This is a genomic window from Neobacillus sp. YX16 (genome assembly GCF_030123505.1).
Classification (GTDB): Bacteria; Bacillota; Bacilli; order Bacillales; family Cytobacillaceae; genus Neobacillus.
In genome coordinates this window covers 2,421,802-2,439,669 of sequence record NZ_CP126115.1, presented here as the reverse complement: position 1 = coordinate 2,439,669, position 17,868 = coordinate 2,421,802, and the positions used below count along the sequence as shown (strand labels likewise).

19 protein-coding genes and 1 pseudogene are annotated in these 17,868 nt (G+C 38.1%); 3 read left to right on the top strand and 17 right to left on the bottom strand.

Annotation, left to right across the window (positions count from 1 at the left end; genetic code table 11):
* Window positions 1–67: 67 nt before the first annotated feature.
* From QNH48_RS11630 to QNH48_RS11620, 3 genes are all read right to left on the bottom strand, one after another.
* Window positions 68–379: a hypothetical protein gene (locus tag QNH48_RS11630; RefSeq protein ID WP_283955033.1), complete on the bottom strand. Its 312-nt coding sequence runs from the start codon at window positions 377–379 to the stop codon at window positions 68–70.
* A gap of 322 nt (window positions 380–701) precedes the next feature.
* Window positions 702–2,648, bottom strand: coding sequence for a lipoteichoic acid synthase (gene ltaS / locus QNH48_RS11625; RefSeq protein WP_283955032.1), 1,947 nt, complete (start codon window positions 2,646–2,648; stop codon window positions 702–704).
* Window positions 2,649–2,864: 216 nt separating this feature from the next.
* On the bottom strand, window positions 2,865–3,497 hold the full coding sequence (locus tag QNH48_RS11620) for a LysE family transporter (protein ID WP_283955031.1): 633 nt from the start codon (window positions 3,495–3,497) through the stop codon (window positions 2,865–2,867).
* A gap of 208 nt (window positions 3,498–3,705) precedes the next feature.
* Here QNH48_RS11620 and QNH48_RS11615 point away from each other — a divergent pair, with 208 nt between their 5' ends.
* Complete coding sequence (locus QNH48_RS11615; protein ID WP_283955030.1) at window positions 3,706–4,218, top strand: DUF3231 family protein; 513 nt, start codon at window positions 3,706–3,708, stop codon at window positions 4,216–4,218.
* Between the two features lie 60 nt (window positions 4,219–4,278).
* On the opposite strand, the pseudogene QNH48_RS11610 reads toward QNH48_RS11615, so the two are convergent.
* From QNH48_RS11610 to QNH48_RS11600, 3 genes and pseudogenes are all read right to left on the bottom strand, one after another.
* A pseudogene (locus tag QNH48_RS11610) lies at window positions 4,279–4,584 on the bottom strand (manganese catalase family protein); the annotation flags it as partial.
* Window positions 4,585–4,665: 81 nt separating this feature from the next.
* Window positions 4,666–4,857 carry a hypothetical protein gene (locus QNH48_RS11605; protein ID WP_283955029.1) on the bottom strand — a complete coding sequence of 64 codons (192 nt, stop codon included), beginning with the start codon at window positions 4,855–4,857 and terminating at the stop codon, window positions 4,666–4,668.
* Between the two features lie 21 nt (window positions 4,858–4,878).
* Complete coding sequence (locus QNH48_RS11600) at window positions 4,879–6,090, bottom strand: GNAT family N-acetyltransferase (RefSeq protein ID WP_283955028.1); 1,212 nt, start codon at window positions 6,088–6,090, stop codon at window positions 4,879–4,881.
* Between the two features lie 227 nt (window positions 6,091–6,317).
* On the opposite strand from QNH48_RS11600, the gene QNH48_RS11595 reads away from it, so the two are divergent.
* Window positions 6,318–7,088, top strand: coding sequence for an alpha/beta hydrolase (locus QNH48_RS11595; protein WP_283955027.1), 771 nt, complete (start codon window positions 6,318–6,320; stop codon window positions 7,086–7,088).
* A gap of 42 nt (window positions 7,089–7,130) precedes the next feature.
* Here the strand turns inward: QNH48_RS11595 and QNH48_RS11590 are convergent, their stop codons facing one another.
* Complete coding sequence (locus QNH48_RS11590; protein WP_283955026.1) at window positions 7,131–8,090, bottom strand: 2-hydroxyacid dehydrogenase; 960 nt, start codon at window positions 8,088–8,090, stop codon at window positions 7,131–7,133.
* Between the two features lie 212 nt (window positions 8,091–8,302).
* Between QNH48_RS11590 and QNH48_RS30555 the strand changes: the two genes are divergently transcribed.
* Window positions 8,303–8,557: a YczF family membrane protein gene (locus tag QNH48_RS30555; RefSeq protein ID WP_481858468.1), complete on the top strand. Its 255-nt coding sequence runs from the start codon at window positions 8,303–8,305 to the stop codon at window positions 8,555–8,557.
* Here QNH48_RS30555 and QNH48_RS11585 read toward each other — a convergent pair.
* From QNH48_RS11585 to QNH48_RS11540, 10 genes are all read right to left on the bottom strand, one after another.
* Window positions 8,519–8,683 (bottom strand): hypothetical protein, encoded by a 165-nt coding sequence (locus tag QNH48_RS11585; protein ID WP_283955025.1) that lies wholly within the window; start codon window positions 8,681–8,683, stop codon window positions 8,519–8,521. The two genes, QNH48_RS30555 and QNH48_RS11585, sit on opposite strands and share 39 nt — an antisense overlap.
* Before the next feature lie 228 nt (window positions 8,684–8,911).
* A complete protein-coding gene (kynA, locus tag QNH48_RS11580) occupies window positions 8,912–9,760 on the bottom strand; it encodes a tryptophan 2,3-dioxygenase (RefSeq protein WP_283955024.1) in 849 nt (282 codons plus the stop codon).
* Window positions 9,761–9,800: 40 nt separating this feature from the next.
* Window positions 9,801–11,231, bottom strand: coding sequence for an amino acid permease (locus QNH48_RS11575; protein WP_283955023.1), 1,431 nt, complete (start codon window positions 11,229–11,231; stop codon window positions 9,801–9,803).
* A 25-nt stretch (window positions 11,232–11,256) separates the two neighbouring features.
* Window positions 11,257–12,525 carry a kynureninase gene (gene kynU, locus QNH48_RS11570; RefSeq protein WP_283955022.1) on the bottom strand — a complete coding sequence of 423 codons (1,269 nt, stop codon included), beginning with the start codon at window positions 12,523–12,525 and terminating at the stop codon, window positions 11,257–11,259.
* A 55-nt stretch (window positions 12,526–12,580) separates the two neighbouring features.
* On the bottom strand, window positions 12,581–13,369 hold the full coding sequence (locus QNH48_RS11565) for a 2-keto-4-pentenoate hydratase (RefSeq protein ID WP_283955021.1): 789 nt from the start codon (window positions 13,367–13,369) through the stop codon (window positions 12,581–12,583).
* 45 nt (window positions 13,370–13,414) lie between these two features.
* Complete coding sequence (locus tag QNH48_RS11560; RefSeq protein WP_283955020.1) at window positions 13,415–14,194, bottom strand: 2-keto-4-pentenoate hydratase; 780 nt, start codon at window positions 14,192–14,194, stop codon at window positions 13,415–13,417.
* A gap of 71 nt (window positions 14,195–14,265) precedes the next feature.
* Window positions 14,266–15,744 carry an aldehyde dehydrogenase gene (locus QNH48_RS11555; RefSeq protein WP_283955019.1) on the bottom strand — a complete coding sequence of 493 codons (1,479 nt, stop codon included), beginning with the start codon at window positions 15,742–15,744 and terminating at the stop codon, window positions 14,266–14,268.
* Window positions 15,725–16,201, bottom strand: a complete 477-nt coding sequence (locus QNH48_RS11550) for a RidA family protein (protein ID WP_283955018.1) — start codon at window positions 16,199–16,201, stop codon at window positions 15,725–15,727. The genes QNH48_RS11555 and QNH48_RS11550 overlap by 20 nt, the downstream gene beginning before the upstream one ends.
* 19 nt (window positions 16,202–16,220) lie before the next feature.
* Window positions 16,221–17,231: an amidohydrolase family protein gene (locus QNH48_RS11545; RefSeq protein WP_283955017.1), complete on the bottom strand. Its 1,011-nt coding sequence runs from the start codon at window positions 17,229–17,231 to the stop codon at window positions 16,221–16,223.
* On the bottom strand, window positions 17,216–17,755 hold the full coding sequence (locus QNH48_RS11540; protein ID WP_095248654.1) for a 3-hydroxyanthranilate 3,4-dioxygenase: 540 nt from the start codon (window positions 17,753–17,755) through the stop codon (window positions 17,216–17,218). Before QNH48_RS11540 ends, QNH48_RS11545 begins: the two co-directional genes overlap by 16 nt.
* Window positions 17,756–17,868 lie beyond the last annotated feature (113 nt).

Here is a 17,868-nt window from a genome sequence, read left to right as displayed (position 1 = left end):
AATGTTCCATTTTACATCATGATAAAAGCACCTTTATTAGGTGCTTTTTACTTTATCTTATTAATCCCTATGATTGCAAAGTAAAAAACTGATTAAATCGATGATTGGATTGACAATGTGGGCACCTAACCGTTATTTCAACATCAACAATTTGTAAAGCTCCATTGTTGGCAATGTTCTTTTTTAGAACAACGACTTGATCTGTTAATACTTTACCCTTATAGATTGATGACAAATCCTCTACATTTTTTTCTCCACTAACGATTGCAGCATATTCAAAGTCCTTATTGCATAAAATGCACGACTTATCACCTGTAACAACATTATTTGTAGCAGCCATTTGTAATTTCATTTGTCTCATCTCCCATCTGTCCTTCATTCATTCGACAATCAAAGGAGACTTTCCTTCTGAATTTTTATGTATTTAAAAAATTCATATTTTGGACATCTTTAATAAAAAGGCTCTCTTATACTTGTCTGTTGATTTGTGCTCCAGTCGCTTCGCTTTCCGCAGGCGGTTCGGGAAGCCTCCTCGCCGCTAAAGCGCCTGCGGGGTCTCCCCTGTCCCGTCCTCCTGCAGGAGTCTCGCGCCTTCCGCACAAATCACCAGAGTGCCAAAATCAATATTAAGCTTTAACATAGCCAATAATAAAGATATAAAAAGGCTGTTTAGGAATTTCCTAAACAGCCTGGTTTAAAGCTTATTCTTCATCATCTTGAGATGGATTGTAGTTGTATTGTGTTCGGTCTATAGGAGTAAAGTTTCCAGGAGTGTAGAAGCGTAATAAGTCTCCGTTTACCACTTTATCAGAAAGCGCTAATTTATTTTCTGCGGTTTGCTGTAGGTTCGTTGCCTCTTCCATCCTATTTTCATCTAATTCCATTCCCGTGGTTGAGTCGTAAAACTTACCATTTACAGATGAAATGGTTGGACTCATAAAGCCGCCATCACGAAAAGGAACAAGTTCATCATGTTGCTCAGATAAAAGGTCAGTACCGAATTGTACATAATCTTTAGTATCTGTCCCTAACAAGTGAAGAAGTGTAGGTAGAATATCAATTTGCCCACCGTATTCGTGGTTGACTCCACCCTCAATTCCAGGAACACGGATGAAGAATGGTACACGTTGTAATCCTGCACTATCGAAATCTGTAATTTCTTTACCTAGAACTTTTTCCATAGCTTTATTATGATTTTCTGAAATTCCATAATGGTCCCCGTACATAACAATGATTGTATTATCATATAAACCAGATTCCTTTAGATAATCAAAGAATTGTTTTAATGCTTCGTCCGCATATCGAGCAGTTTGAAAGTAAGTATCAACTGATTTATCTCCCGTAGTATGCGGTGCAATTGTTGCTTCTCCTTCAGCAAGAGGGTACGGATAATGGTGTGTTACAGTCATAAACTTTGTATAAAACGGCTGTGGCAATGATTCCAACATTGGTATTGATTGTTCGAAGAACGGCTTATCCATAAGACCATATTCTGCAAGGTCTTCAGGTTTCATATCATAGTATTTTTCATCAAAAAAGTTGTTGTATCCAAACGATTTATAAATTTCATCACGATTCCAAAAGCTTCCTGAGTTCCCGTGGAAGACAGCAGATGTATAGCCTTGCTGACCAAGAATCGCTGGTGCTGCTTGATACGTATTTAAACCTTTTGTTGTAAAAGCAGAACCCTGTGGTAATCCATATAATGAATTTTCCAGGATAAATTCTGCATCAGATGTTTTACCTTGTGCTGTTTGATGGAAAAAGTTATCAAAATAGAGTGTGTTTTGATCCTTTGTTAAGGAATTTAAAAACGGTGTTACTTCTTCCCCATTTAATTTGTAGTTAATAAGGAAGTTTTGCATGGATTCAAGATGCAAATAAACCACATTCATGCCTTTTCCAGTACCAAAATACGCAGGATTTGGCTCGGCATAATTCGCTTTTGTATAGTTGATTACTTCAGTCATATCGTCACTGTTTGCCATAACCCTTTGTGCAGAAGCTTTTGTACTTTTAACGGCATCATAAATGGTGTAGTTATACATACCTAAATATTTCACAATATAATTACGGTCAAATCCTCTGGTTAACAATTGAGGACGATCACTTTCAGCTAGTCCAAGATTTCCACAAGAAATAGCAAGTGATAATGAGAATAAAGCAGCTACTTTTCTGCGATTCATGTCTTTAAATTCCACTTTTACAAAGCGAAAACCAAGTAAAGTAATCAAAAGGATGATATCCATAAAGAATAAGAAATCATATGGTCTTAATAGTGTTAAGACACTTCCGCTTACATCACCAAAGTTTTGAGTCTGAGTTAATGTTGGTAAAGTAATAAAGTCATTAAAGAACCTGTAATACACGACATTGGCAAATAAGAGAAAGGATAGAAAGAAATCAATCACGAGTAGTGCGATATATTTCTTGCGTCCTTTAAATAAAGCTGCAAATCCTAAAAATAATAAAGATGATCCTAACGGATTAATAAATAATAAGAACTTTTGTAGTGTATTTTCAATTCCTAAATCAAATTGAGTTAATTGAGCTATATAGGTTTTCATCCAAAGGAAGAATACCGCCAATAAGAAAAAGCCAATATATTTATTTAAAATACCTTGACCCTTTTGAGTTAAGTTATTCATTTTTTGCACCTGCCTTAAGAAAATAATACTTATTTAAGTTGGGGTTATTTTATATAAGTTATATTAATCTACCATTAAATCTATCATTAATTGTAACAGTAAAGTATGAACAATTTATGAACAGATTATAAAATACTTCAACACAAATTTGTATTATACGGATTATTTATCAAAAGTCAAGTGAGATTGTATTTTTATAGAATAATGTTAAGTTATTTAACTAAAGAGTGCATTAATACCCTGGTAACCAAAATAAAGACCAAACAAAACGAGTGAAGCACCAGAAATAATGGAGATAGTAATCAGGCTTTTTACCGTTAGGAGTTTTCGGAATCCTGTAGTGAGGGCAGCAACAAAAACGTCCCAAATGGTTAAACCAAGGAAAATCATACAGCTATAAATTAAGAGAGATTCTGTACCATTTGTTTGGGCTGTTTTCGCTAAAACAGAGCCATATATTCCTAACCAAAATAAAACAGATAATGGACTGGTAATCGACATAATAAACCCAGTAAAGAAACACTTCATTAATGACTCTTTATCTCTTCCATAAGTTAGGGTGACCGTACCCGCATTTTTGATACTTTCAACACCTGAATAAATAAGAATAAAGCCTCCGAATAACCAAAGAAATATTTGGATAATAGGAATCCCTAAAAATTGAACCATCCCCAGATAAACAAGCAGCATAAAGAATCCATCTGCCACCATAGAGCCAGCACCCACAATCCATGCATGCCAAAATCCATTCTTAATCCCTTTATCTAAACGTGCAGAATTTACCGGACCAATTGGAGCTGCAAGGGTAAATCCTAAAATGATGTAACTGATTAATATGCTTATACTCAATAAAACCACTCCACTCCCCTTTATCTCAACTTGTACATCTTATGAAAAAAATCCGGACACATGTCCAAAGATAATAAATGTTTGATGATAAATGAAAAAGTCTTAAAAAATTCATGAGAGGGTTTGAAAATGGATACCCTAACTATGTGCTTCAAGAAAGGTGGCACTGTTAATGAATAAATTCACGTACACACTAAGGAGGGCAACAATGGGAATTTTAAGTGGGAACCCTAAGGAAGAGCCTTTACACTATGGCGAAGTATTTGATTTATGGTCTGCTGTATTGGTGAATAACGGGAAGATTGCAGGCTATCAAACCATGTTAAACCATGCAGGTGATGATGATTTAAAGAAGTTATTAGTAGAAGCAAGTGAAATTTGTCAGGGTGAAAACAAGCAATTGGAAGAACTTTTAAAAGAAAACGGCATTGGGTTACCTCCTGGGCAACCAGAGCCGCCTGAAGCATGTTTAGAAGATATTCCAGTTGGTGCTCGAATCATAGACCCAGCCATTGCTGCTGGACTTTCTGCTGATATAGCCGCTGGATTAGTAGCCTGCAGTCAAGCAATAGGTAAATCAATCAGGGAAGACATAGCTATGATGAATGCACAATTCCATGCACAAAAGGTCGCACTTGGAGGAAAAGTACTCCGTTTAAATAAAGAAAAAGGCTGGCTCATTCCTCCACCGTTACATCTAAATAAGCATGGCGATTGTTAATTTAACAACAAAAAGGATGAACACGATTGTGTCTCATCCTTTTTTCATTAATTAAATAAATCATTTATTCCAGGATCCAGGACTATGTTCATTTGGCATTTCTGGCATCATTGGAACTGGATGACCTTGCGGTGGTGGAACTACTTGCAGTGTACCATCATTCCTACTAGGTGATTGTCCATGGAATATCGTTCCGATCAATGTTTCATCTAATCTAAAATTAAATTGTGCATTATGGAAGCCCATTTCTACATATTTACGGCATTCTGGGTATTTATTAATTTCGTAATTCGGAACTAGGAATATTTTCCCCCAATCTACACCTAGGGTTTCCTATGCTTTAGCAAAGGCATTTTGGTGTGCATTAATAACAACTCGAAGAACCTTGTCCTTCAAACTGGTGTAGGAACATATAATATTGAAAAATGGCTGAACGTTTTCAGCCATTTACTCTTCCTCTTGATTCCTTTCATTTTCTTTCGTGTCCTCTTGGTAATGTTCATTCAAATAAGCATTTTCTGTGGTTGCAAAATTAACCGATAACAAACTCATTTCTGGGTCAAGTCCATATAACCCCTTTTCAGTTTTTTCAACATTTTTCCCACTTTGAAATTGAGGTTCTCCATTTTTTTCTTTCATAATAGTTATCACCCTCCATTATTAATAGTAATCCGAAAAGTAAGGTGTCTGCCTCTCAATCATATTCTCTAATATCTCAACATCCTGTGTATTCCCCTTTAGTCGCGAAATGGCAGCCAAGTAAGAGGGTCTCTTATAACTGAGCAACATAGTCGTCAGTGTCTGTATGTCGAGAGAGAATGTTGGCACATCGTTACTTTGATTTAATTCTCCTCGACCATTTGCATTAACTTTTAGTGTGAATGTTCCTTGATTCCACTCGAGCATTGGATCCTCAAGCATAAACGTTAACTGAATATTCGTACCTGTTGCTTTAAAAGGGTATTGAGAAATAAACTGTTTAGCACAAACTATACGTGCCATAAAATAGGGAGAAATCGTTTCTTTAATATCTCCATCCTCCAGCCAAAAGGATAATGGTTCATTCATAAAAATGTTCCCTACAACCTTGGATACCATTGAAAAGTGAGCACCAATAAAATTCCATAGTCCAATCCTTGCCTCTTGATTCATATAAACCATTTCTTTAATATGAAGCACATCCTCGGAGATCCAGTACAATAGATACCCTTGAGGCTTGTGTGTTTTGTCATAATAAACGGCTGCCGTTAATTCATCAACATCCCATCTCCAATATTCATCCCAGGCCAAGTCATTTCGAAGCATACCCACATGCATTTCACTCGAAAAGAGTTTATACACAATCCTTACGTCTGGGTGCTCTATATTCAATCTTTCCACATATCCTGGAACTTTCTTAATCTTTGGTAATTGAACATCTCTTACTTCAAAAGTCATCTTATCCGAAACAATCTCCCATCCTCTACGGCGATAATAGGGAATCGAATAGGGAAACAAATAAGATATCGATTGTTTTCTTTCCCGCATATCCGCAAGTGCCTGACTCATCAACTTATACATAAGTCCCATATTGGCGTATTCTGGATAGGTGCCGACGCCTGTCAGCCCTCCCATTTCAAATGATTTTCCAAAAATGTTTACTTGAAAAGGGTAAACAGCTAGTTGTGACACCAGTTTTTCACCATCAAACCAGCCTAAAACATCCGCCTGATCCAAAACTGGCTTTTTAGCTAAGGCTATTTCACGTTCCTCCCACCCAACCATTTGTAAATCCTTTTTGGTTACTTGAAACACATATCGTAATAACTCATTAAACTGTTGGAAATGTTTTGTTTCCACTTTCCCCATTTTGAGCCTGTCTAGTCGACTCATTCAAACTACCTCCAAGGTAAGAATCACTTGTGACATATTCCTAGAATTATTGTTTGCTTTAGGAGGGATAAGCATTCTAGGGCCTCTATAAATTTCGATTTAAAACGTAATCCCTACTTGACACATCGGATTTATAGGTATATTGTGAATATAATGAAACTTCATAAATTATAATCCTATATTTTTTTACTTTTACATAAAGAGAGAAAAAAGAAAGGAGAGTTTGAATGGTTGAACAATACCCAGTATTACCAGGTGCTGAATCTTTTTTCTTTAAAGGAGATCAAATTGGAATTTTAATATGCCACGGATTTGTTGGAACCCCACAGAGCGTAAGGTTTCTGGGAGAATACCTTGCATCTAAAGGATACTCAGTTTACGGAGTTAGATTGAGAGGACATGGAACACATTATGAGGATATGGAAAAGTGCAGCTACCAAGATTGGATTCAAAGTATAGAAGATGGATATTATTTTTTACAAAAACATTGTCAAGAAATCTTTGTGATTGGTCAATCAATGGGTGGTACATTAACACTAAATCTGACAAATAAACACAGAAACATTAAAGGAATTATGCTGATCAATGCTGCAATAAAATCAATTCCTCCAATGGAAAGGTACAATAATAGACATATTCCCCGATATATCAATGAAGGAGAACCTGATATAAAGGATAAAAGCGTTATTGAAATTACCTATCCAAAGGCACCCGTACGTTCCATTCATCAGTTATTTTCTTTAATGGACGAGACACGTGATAAACTTCCAACCATTTCATGTCCAGTATTGGCTTTTCAATCCGAAGAGGACCACGTCGTCCCGCCTGAAAACGGCAAATATCTAATGGCTACCATCCAATCGGATGAAAAGGAATTGATTCCATTAACAAATTCGTATCATGTTGCATCCATGGATTTTGAAAAGGAGTTCATAGCGGAAAAATGCTCCTTATTTATAGGAAAACATGCAAGCAATGTCCGAAATTTAGAAGTTTAAAAATACCTCGCCATGAAATAGGCAAGGTATTTTTTGTTACTTTCATTTAATTAAAGTTGGAGGAGTGTCCCCCTTTAACCCTACGACTAGGTTTGTTGCGGCTAACATGGCCATTTTGAATCTAGTTTCATATGTTGCAGAGCCGATATGCGGCAATGTAACAACATTTTTCATGGACAGGAGCGGGTTGTCCAAATTTACAGGTTCCTCTACAAATACATCAAGTCCAGCACCCAGTATTTGACCAATTTGAAGTGCATGAATCAATGCTTCTTCATCCACGGTTTTCCCTCTAGAAGCGTTAATAAAGATTGAAGACTTTTTCATGAGATTGAATTCTTTTGTTCCCATTAACTTTTCAGTCTGAGGAGTCAGTGGTGTCATTAAACATACAAAATCAGACTTCTTTAACAATTCTTTCAGCGAACAATATGTAGCACCAAACTTTTGTTCAGCTTCTTCGTTTCGGGAACGATTATGATATAGAATCTCCATATCAAATCCAAAATGTGCCCTCTTCGCAAGAACTGAACCAATCCCCCCCATACCGATAATCCCTAAAACTTTATGATGGACGTCCACACCGAACCATTTCTCTTCGAGGCCAGATTTCCACTGACCAGTTTTTACCCAATGATCTAGTTCTGGCATTCTCCTAGCTGTGGAAAGTATTAATCCCATTATGGTATCCGCTACAGTATCATTCAATACATCTGGTGTATTCGTTGCCAGAATTCCTCTGTCTGCCAAAGCCGTCAAATCCAGATTGTCGTAACCAACTGAAGTATTGCACACTATTTTCAAAAGTGGAGCTTGATCTAATAATTCTTTATCTACCTTTACTCCTGAACCTAATATTCCTTGTACATCCTTCAATTCTTTAAGAAACAGTGGATAATTTTGCGAATCAAGTTTCTCAAAATATGTAACTTCACACGTGTTTTCAATAAATTTTAATACCTTTTCATCTACTTTTTTATAAACGATGACTTTTGGTCTCATAGTTTTACCTCATTTCGCAAATCAATATTAGTAAGGATATATGAATTATACCAATTGTCATACATTTATTAGAAGCATGTTCAGGCAGAAATTGAATAAAAGCACTGAACAGTGCTTTTTGCTATTGTAATTTATTGATTACTTGTTAATTTGAAATATGGATAGGTTACCAATGGTAACAAATAATAAGAGAAAAATGAAAGGGTGATTTAATGAAACAACTTCTCATTTTCCTTCTTTTATTTACGACCGTAACAGCCCTTACTGTCTTAATAGAATTGCTCCAAGGCCTTAGCATAAAAGAAACCGTACACGGTTTCATAAAAATCATGCAAAAGTTTACATGGGAAGAATTTTTCCTTTTGTTTATTTTTTTCCTCCCGCTTATTGTTTCAAAGTCAAACCAATATGTAAAAAATCAGCAAACGTCATATCCGCGTTTGCTGATTTCCTTTTTGTTTTACTAAAGCAATGATTAATACGATCGTGGGAATGACGATTTGCATAGGAATATGTAAAATATATGGAACTAATTTCACCCCTTCATAAATGTGCTCAATATAACTTGGAGCGATAATGACAGAAATAATCAAAACGATGATACCGATCGGATAAATTAATACATAACGTCCTCATTTAAAAGGTCGTAGTAAGAATTTGTTTCTCCAAAAATCCCACCCTGGTTTTGTCGAGATTTTTTCCACATCGTTCTTCTGTCACCTCCTGCCTAGATTTTCTTATAATTTCCAAATTAAACTAAATTATGTTATAAAGACCAATATAAAAAATCCACCATTCATAAAGAAATGGTGGATTTATTTCTATAGCTTCGTTCGTAAACTCCAAAGTTCAGGGAAGAAGTGCTGGTCTAGAACTCTTTTTAAATAGGTCACTCCAGATGATCCTCCTGTACCCTGCTTATGCCCAATGATTCTTTCTACCGTACTCATGTGATTGAACCGCCATAATTGCTGTTGATTCCCAATATCTACTAACTTCTCTGCCAGCTCGTATAAATCCCAATATTGATCGACATTACGGTAAACTGTCAGCCATGCTTCTTCAACACTTTCATTAGGTTCATAGTTTTTGGACAAATCGCGATTTAAGACCTCTTCATCAACAGGAATTCCACGAGCAACAAGCGCTTGGATGGCTGCATCATAAATACTTGGTTTATGAAGTGCCTCCTGCATTTTTACATACAGCTCTGTTTGATGCTGATAGACTGCTAGAGTATGAGCATTTTTGTTTCCTAATGCAAATTCAATCATCCGGTTCTGATAGGACTGGAAGCCGGAAGATTGGCCGAGCTTATCCCTAAACTCTAGGTACTCTGATGGGGTTAAAGTAGAAAGAACACTCCATGATTGAATCAATTGCTGCTGTATTCTTGAAACACGCGACAGAATTTTAAAGGATGGTTCTAAATCATTCTGGCGAATATAATTAATCGCTTCTGATAATTCATGAATAATTAATTTCATCCATAGTTCACTTGCTTGATGGATAATGATAAATAACATTTCATCATGGTGATCAGATAACCGGTGCTGACTATCTAAAATCTTATCAAGATGCAGGTAATCTCCATACGACATTTCTTTTTGGAAATCTGTTTGAATCGTTTTTTCCAAACCGGTGCTTATGTTTTTTTCTGGTGTATTCATGTAAAATTCTCCCCTGTTCTTATGTTGTACTAATGTAAAGTTAATTTATATTCTCATTTAAAATATCATTCGTATCATTTCCTGGTTTTTGAGTGTTGGATCCTTTTTTAAAAAAGAAATAGGCAGCCGTTAAAAACAGTAACCACGGAATTCCAAATTGAAGCATAATCTTAAAATCTGTAAACCATGTTGTTATCATTAAACTCAAGAGTAGTACTGCTCCTGCGATCGTTAAATAAGGAAAGCCAATCATTTTTACAGGCAATTTACGGCCATTTGACTTCTCCCACTTTCTTCTAAAAAATAAATGGGATACAAACACCATAAACCATGTAAAAATAGCACCGAACATTGAAATCCCCATCATAAACGCATAGGAGGAGCCTGGTAATAATGCATTTACTGCAGCTGCAAGGAAAATCCCTAAAGTAGAAACTCCAAGAGCCTTTATCGGAACTCCTTTTTTACTTAATGTACGTAAAAAGGCAGGAGCATCATTTCCTTGTGACAAAGAAAACATCATTCGGGTAGAAGCATAAAGTTGACTGTTCATAGCAGATAAAGCAGCAGTTAAAATAATAAAATTCATAATCCCGGAAGCACCAGGGATGTTTAATAGCTCCATTACCTTTACAAAAGGACTTTCTTCCACACCTGCTGATTTCCAAGGAACAATCATTAGCATAATGCCAATAGTAATAATATAGAATGTTGATAACCTGAATACCGTCGCTTTCAGAGCTTTTGGCACGGCTACGTCAGGATCCTTTGCTTCTCCAGCTGTAACCGCTATCATTTCTGTTCCTAAAAAGCTAAATAATGAAATAAAGATAGCCACCCACATCCCCCACCATCCAAACGGTAAGAAACCTCCGGCATTCACAATATTCTCAGGTCCCATATTCGGCTGAGCTGAATTGCCAAATAAAACATAAGATCCTAAAAGAATGAAACCAACTATTGCACTAATTTTGATCATGGAGAACCAATACTCGAAGGTAGCAAAGGTATTTACGCTTGTTGCATTTACATAAATTAATACACCTGCAAACAACAAAATCCAGACGAATCCGGGAACATCAGGGAACCAGTACTTCATATAGACAGCAATGGCACTTACTTCTACCCCAACCGCAAGAACGTTTGCTATCCAATAGGAATAGCGGACAAGAAAACCAGCCAGCGGGCTGACATACTTTTCTGAAATGGTTCCAAAGGACCCTGACGTGGGGTGAGCCACCGTCATTTCGGATAAGCACCCCATTAATAGTAATACAATAAATGCGCCAATTGCATAACTAAGTATTACTCCCGGTCCAGCAGTACTAATGGCAAGGCCGCTTCCAAGGAATAACCCCGTACCAATTGCACATCCCATTGCAATCATTGTTAACTGCTTGGTTTTTAATTCACGCTTCAATCCACTTCCGGATTCATTCCCTTTATTTAAATGAGTAATTTTGTTCCCCATATAGTTCCTCCTACTATTCGTAATTTTATGCTACGACCTCTCGTTCATTTGCGAATTTTTCATATTGTCTCTCTTCCATAATTTTCTTTAGAATTTGTACTACTTCCCATACCTCACAATATGAGGTGTAAAGAGCCACTGGAGCTAGACGAATAATATTAGGTGCTCGGAAATCAGGAATAATACCATTTTCTTTTAATGCCTTGCAAATCCGTGCTGCTTCTTTATGCTCTAGGCTCACATGACCTCCACGGCGCACAGCGTCTTGAGGGTTACCTATGTTGAATCCCATACCGGATAACTCTTGGTCCAACAAATCCATCAAGAACCGATTTATTTTCAATGACTTTTCCCTGATATTTTCAATTCCTGCTTCTGCAAAAATCTCCAAAGCTCCAAGTAAGGGTGCAAGACTCAACACATGTGGTGTCCCGATTTGATAGGCTCCTGCTGAATCAGCTGGAGTTAAAGAATGCTCCATGTCGAATTGTTTCTCTTTTTTCGAACCAAACCAGCCAGCAAGACCAGGGGCAGTGCCAAAATGTTTAGAATTCACATATAAACCTCCAACACTTCCCGGACCACCATTTAAGTGTTTATAGTTGCACCAATACGCAAAGTCCACGCCCCATTCACTAAACGAATGTGGAATGGCTCCGATAGAATGGCATCCATCAAAACCGATTAATATCCCTCTTTTGTTCGCTTCAGCTGTCAGGCGCTTCATATCCAAGATTTGGCCGCTTCGATAGAGTACTGTTGGCAAAATGATAAGCGCAATTTCATCTGTCATCGCTCCGATAATATCTTCTTCCTCTAAAAAGCGCCCATCCCGACTTTTCACACGAATTAGATGTGTATCGGGATCAAATCCATGAATACGAAGCTGACTTTGAAGTGCATAAATATCTGATGGAAATGTTAGTTCATCAGCCAAGATTTTAGTCCGTGTCCCTTCAGGCTTATAAAAAGTAGCAACTAGCTGATGCAAGTTGACTGTTGTGGACCCAGTTACAATCACTTCATTAGCTGCAGCACCTACTAACGGAGCGATCATCTCTCCTAGTTTTTCCGATAAAAAAAACCAAGGGTGTTTCCCATTTGTCCAACCGTCAATTCCATGCTCTTTCCAATCATTTAAGGACTCTAAGAGCGTCCGTTCTGCTCTTTTCGAAAGCAGCCCCAATGAATTCCCGTCCATATAAATGGAATTCGGCTTCAAGTAAAATTCTTCCCTAAATCTATTAAGGCTGTCTTCTATGTCCAGTTGTTGTGCATTCTCTAAAGATAACAAAATATATACCCTCCAATCTTCCATACCTACTGAAATAAATTATGTAGCAGTTTGATTATTTGCTAGAAAAAGAAACACTCCCTAGGTCCGCAAATTGTGCCAAAATCGTATCACCTGGTTGAAAGCTAATTGCTTCCGTTATAGCGCCACTAAGAACGATATCGCCTTTCTTTAATCCCTGCCCAGTTTCTCCAAGCTTGTTTACAGCCCACGCAACCGCAGCAGCCGGATCTCCTAAAACAGCAGCACTGTTCCCAGTTGTTGCAACCTCTGAATTCTTTGACATATATACACCAATTTCTTTCAGGTTTAAAGCATCCGGCGATACCCATTTGTTGCCTACAATAAATTTTGAGGAAGAACAGTTATCAGCAACGACGTCTACGAGTGTAAACTTGAAATCTAAATAACGACTATCAATAATCTCGATCGCTGGTGCTACATATTTCGTCACCTTTAAAATATCATCGGCTGTAACGCTAGTTCCTTGGATATCTTCATTAATCAAGAAAGCAATTTCCGGTTCTGCCTTGGGATGAATGAAACTGCTAAATTGGAGTGGTTCCCATTCAGGTGCCAGCATATCATCCATTAAATAGCCGTAAATTGCTTCATGGACACCCATCATCTCCTGTTTTGCCTTACTTGTTAAACCGAGTTTCACTCCAATTCGGCGAAGACCCTCATGTTCTTTTTGCTTGATTAATTTTTGTTGAATTTCATAGGCTTGCCCAAATGTTAGAGTTGGGTAACTAGTGGTAATCTTTTCGACTTCCCGCTTTTCCTTTTCTGCAGCTAATAGGTAGTCTACGATTTCTTGTTCTGTTCCTTGCAGCAGTGTCATAATGGAACCTCCACTTTTAATATTTTTATTCGAGAAAAAACTCTCTTACTTAAATGTGACAGATACAGTACCTAATGGGCCAAAATCCGAGAAAATCGTGTCGCCTTCTTTTACTGCAATGGCTCCAGAAAGTGCTCCGGGAAGAATTAACTCACCTGCTTTAAGAGTAATGCCAAATTCATGCAATTTATTGGCTAACCATGCGACTGCTTGCGCTGGATGTCCTAGAGCGGCAGTTCCAGATCCTGTGGCCACAAGCTCATTATTTTTATAAATGACCATTCCTTGAGCTCGCAAATCCAAGCCTTCAATGGTGCTCAGCTTTTTTCCAACTACTACTCTCGCTGACGAGCCATTATCTGCGACCGTATCAACCAATTTGATTTTCCAATCAGAAATACGGCTGTCAATAATCTCGATGGTTGGTACTACATATTTGGTAGCCATTAACACATCTAGATAATTTACATTGGGTCCAACTAAGTCTTTTTCCAGAATAAAACCAATTTCCGCTTCAACCTTCGGACTGATAAAATCAGCTATTTTTACCGTTGCTTCATCGGCTATTTTCATATAATCTAACAGGTGGCCGTAATCAGGCTCATCGACGCCAAGCATTTGCTGCATTGCTTTACTTGTAAGCCCAACCTTTTTCCCAATCACTTCATGCCCTTCTTTTAGCTTTTTACCGATTACTTCGAGTTGGATTTGGTAGGCATCGCTTACAGTCAACTCGGAATAGCGCTCCGTCAGAGGGGCGACCGAATATTGATGACTTTCTGCATCGATTAATTCATTCGCAATTTCTTCGACTAATACTTCCATTTCTTCCTACACCTTCCTTTTCTATAATAATAGATAAAAAGTGGCCATTCAGCCACCTTTCACTTTCAATCTTATAATTTCATTGTAATCGTTTTGGCCTCTGTGTAAAATTCAAAACTATGACGTCCACCTTCTCGGCCAATACCGCTAGCCTTTGAACCACCAAAAGGCGTTCTTAAATCACGATAATACCAGCAATTGATCCAGAATAAGCCTGAATCGATTTGAGATGCTACACGATGTGCACGCCTTAAATCATTCGACCAGACTACACCAGCCAATCCATAAATCGAATCGTTGGCGATTTGAATAGCTTCCTCTTCCGTTTTAAATGGAATGACAACTAATACCGGTCCAAAAATTTCTTCCTGTGCGACTCTCATTTTGTTATTCACATCATAGAGCACGGTTGGTTCGTAAAAGTTTCCTTCTGTCAATCCTGCCACACGCTTACCGCCTACAGCAAGTTTCGCACCTTCAGAAATTCCAATTTGTACATAGTTATCAACCGTTTCTAGATGACCTTTGGAAATTAGCGCACCCATATCCGTGGTTTCATCTAGCGGATCGCCCACTTTGATGTTCTTTGCAGCTTTAACAAATTTTTCGAGGAATTTATCATAAACCGATTCTTGCACTAATAATCTAGAACCGGCTAAACAGATTTCCCCTTGATTTCTAAAAATCGCTTCAATCGAACCTGCTACTGCTTCATCTAAGTCAGCATCTTCAAACACGATATTGGCTGATTTTCCGCCTAATTCTAATGATACAGGAATTAACTGGGATGCTGCATTTCTCATAACTGTTTTACCAGTTGAGCTCTCCCCGACAAAGGAAATCCTGCGAACGTATGGATGAGTGGTCATTGCCGTTCCTACTGTTCCACCCGGACCTGTTAGTATATTCAACACGCCTGGCGGTAGTCCTGCTTCGTTGGCAATTTCACCTAACATGACCGCACTAAGTGGCGTATATGAAGCTGGCTTAACTACCACGGTATTACCAGCAGCTAACGCAGCGGAAACTTTCCAAGTCATTTGCATGAATGGTAAATTCCACGGAATGATTAAGCTTGTGACACCTGCTGGAGCGTATTTAGTATAGCTCATATGCTTGGATTGTTCGTAATGCTCGTGATTAATGTATTTTGCCATTTCAGCAAAGAATCTTAAGTTTGATGCTGCGCGCGGTATATCAAAATCTCTGCTTTCTCTAATGGGCTTCCCAACATCTAATGTTTCAATTAGCGCTAACTCCTCGACTCGTTCCAAGACAAGATCCGCCATTCGGCACAGGATCTTTGCTCTTTCTTCTACTTGCATTTTATTCCAAATACCACTATCATAGGTACGCTTTGCCACTTGTATCGCTCTTTCTACATCTTGTTCACATGCACTAGCGACCTCAGCTAACTTTTGATTCGTTGCTGGATTAATCGTGTCAAATGTTCCCCCAGAAATAGCGCTTACATATTCTCCATTAATAAACAACTTTGCATCGTTAATTTGAAGTTCTTTTTCTAGGACTTTACTCACCGATACCACCATCCTCAACTTCTACAATCATCTCAACCTCGACAGCGTTATTGTGTGGCAGCTGTGACATCCCAACAGCTGATCTCGCATGCCTTCCCTTTTCACCAAACACTTCCACCAACAAATCGGAGGATCCATTCATTACTTTAGGTTGGTCTTTAAAATCAGGCGAGCTGTTGACCATACCAAGGATTTTGACAATTCGTTTCACTTTGCTAAGGTCGCCGAGTTCTTTCTTGACTACTGCCAATAGATTAAGCATACATTGTCTTGCTGCTTGATAGCCTACTTCTATCGATACATCTTCACCAAGTTTCCCACGGTATTCATCTGTACCTTGACCTGATGTAAAAATTAGATTCCCTGTCCGAACACAGCTTACATAATTACCAGATGCGGGGCGGAGGGGCGGAAGTTCCAAGCCCATTTGCTGTAATCTTTCTTCTGGCGTCATCACTTTTTCTACCATCTACTCATCTCTTTTCCTACTAAATTAGTTGATTAACCGGAATATTTAAGAATCTTAGTGCATTTTCACCTAACATTGCTCTTTTTTGATCAGCAGTAAGGGATAGAGTATCATCAATAATCTTCCCAGGAGGCGTTTCTCTGAGTAGGAATGGATAGTCAGATCCCATGATGACTTGTTCTGCACCAAATTTTTCAACTAGGAATTTAATATTCACTGGATTATTTACGATAGAATCATAGAAAAATTTCTTGGCATAAAAACTTGGAGGCTGCTCTGTCAGCTGAAGGTGCGGCCAGACATTCCACCCATGATCAAGGCGGGGAAGAATATAAGGCAGTGAGCCGCCGCCATGAGAAAAACAGATTTTTAATCCAGGAAACTTTTCAAGAACACCACCTAGGATTAAACTTGCGGCCGCTAATGCAGTTTCACTTGGCATCCCGACAGTGTACATTAGGTTATGTTTGGTGAACCGATCACTGCCAAGTGTTTCCCATGGATGAACGAATATCGGAACATTCCACTTCTCACACATGGCAAAGAAGTCTGTTAACGATTCATCATCTAAATTTTTCCCATTAATGTTCGTGCCAATTTCAATCCCCTTTAAACCCAGTTCATGAACACAACGATCTAGTTCACGAATGGCAAATTCAACATTTTGCAGCGGGACAGTCCCAAGACCAATAAACTTCGTTGGATATTGTGCAACTGTTTCTGCGATAAAATCATTCTGTAATCTAGCCATGATTACAGCTTCTTCAATTGGTGCCCAGTAAGAAAATGTAACTGGGATGGGCGAAAGAACCTGTATATCTACATTTTCCTTTTCCATATCACTAATCCGCTTCTCCGGACTCCAAACCTGGTCTGTCACTTCACGAAATACCTTGCCTGCAACCATAATATTAGCACCACACGAACAGGTTGGCTGAAGGATTGGCCATTTATCATTTTGGTACTTTGCCGCAAAGTCCGGGAAATTTTCTGGAATGATATGTGTATGAAAATCTACTCGCATTTCCATTCACTCGCTTCTTCCGGCATTACATAACCACAATTCTTACAAGTACGAAGCTCTACATTACTGTTAAAACCATTGATTGCCTCTTTTACCTGTACTTCAATATTCGTTAATTGGACCGAAACTCGATGCATCTCATGGTCACATTCATCACAGAACCAAACAAAATCCTCTAATTCACCTGTTGCTCTGTCACGTTCAATCACAATTCCAATTGTATCAGCCACTCGATGCGGAGAATGAGGTACATTTGGAGGCAGATGGAATACTTCTCCTTCTTTCACTGTAATCACTTCTCTTTTACCCTCTGCGTTAATAATTTCAACGTAACAATTACCTTTTAATTGATAAAAAATCTCTTCCGATGGATCAACGTGAAAATCACGTCGTTTGTTTGGTCCGCCAAGGATCATAAACATTAGCTCCGAATCCTTCCAAATGACTTTATTATTAACCGGCGGCTTTAATTGTTCCTTATTTTCTTCGATAAATCCCCATAGGTTTATTGGTTTTAATGAATTTGTCATGAGTAACTGTCCCCTCTCGAATTTTATTGACCCCACTTATATCTAATGCGATCCGTTTCTTTTTTCAATTTAGTTTCTGGGCTCACGAACCGTTCATGAGTACCGTTTTATCT

Bases quoted from the DNA above. Each gene is read 5' to 3' on its own strand.
- QNH48_RS11630 (WP_283955033.1), bottom strand. From the start codon at position 379: ATGAAGGACAGATGGGAGATGAGACAAATGAAATTACAAATGGCTGCT.
- ltaS (WP_283955032.1), bottom strand. From the start codon at position 2,648: ATGAATAACTTAACTCAAAAGGGTCAAGGTATTTTAAATAAATATATT.
- QNH48_RS11615 (WP_283955030.1), top strand. From the start codon at position 3,706: ATGGGAATTTTAAGTGGGAACCCTAAGGAAGAGCCTTTACACTATGGC.
- QNH48_RS11605 (WP_283955029.1), bottom strand. From the start codon at position 4,857: ATGAAAGAAAAAAATGGAGAACCTCAATTTCAAAGTGGGAAAAATGTT.
- QNH48_RS11600 (WP_283955028.1), bottom strand. From the start codon at position 6,090: ATGAGTCGACTAGACAGGCTCAAAATGGGGAAAGTGGAAACAAAACAT.
- QNH48_RS11595 (WP_283955027.1), top strand. From the start codon at position 6,318: ATGGTTGAACAATACCCAGTATTACCAGGTGCTGAATCTTTTTTCTTT.
- QNH48_RS11590 (WP_283955026.1), bottom strand. From the start codon at position 8,090: ATGAGACCAAAAGTCATCGTTTATAAAAAAGTAGATGAAAAGGTATTA.
- QNH48_RS30555 (WP_481858468.1), top strand. From the start codon at position 8,303: ATGAAACAACTTCTCATTTTCCTTCTTTTATTTACGACCGTAACAGCC.
- kynA (WP_283955024.1), bottom strand. From the start codon at position 9,760: ATGAATACACCAGAAAAAAACATAAGCACCGGTTTGGAAAAAACGATT.
- QNH48_RS11575 (WP_283955023.1), bottom strand. From the start codon at position 11,231: ATGGGGAACAAAATTACTCATTTAAATAAAGGGAATGAATCCGGAAGT.
- QNH48_RS11565 (WP_283955021.1), bottom strand. From the start codon at position 13,369: ATGACACTGCTGCAAGGAACAGAACAAGAAATCGTAGACTACCTATTA.
- QNH48_RS11560 (WP_283955020.1), bottom strand. From the start codon at position 14,194: ATGGAAGTATTAGTCGAAGAAATTGCGAATGAATTAATCGATGCAGAA.
- QNH48_RS11555 (WP_283955019.1), bottom strand. From the start codon at position 15,744: ATGGTGGTATCGGTGAGTAAAGTCCTAGAAAAAGAACTTCAAATTAAC.
- QNH48_RS11550 (WP_283955018.1), bottom strand. From the start codon at position 16,201: ATGGTAGAAAAAGTGATGACGCCAGAAGAAAGATTACAGCAAATGGGC.
- QNH48_RS11545 (WP_283955017.1), bottom strand. From the start codon at position 17,231: ATGGAAATGCGAGTAGATTTTCATACACATATCATTCCAGAAAATTTC.
- QNH48_RS11540 (WP_095248654.1), bottom strand. From the start codon at position 17,755: ATGACAAATTCATTAAAACCAATAAACCTATGGGGATTTATCGAAGAA.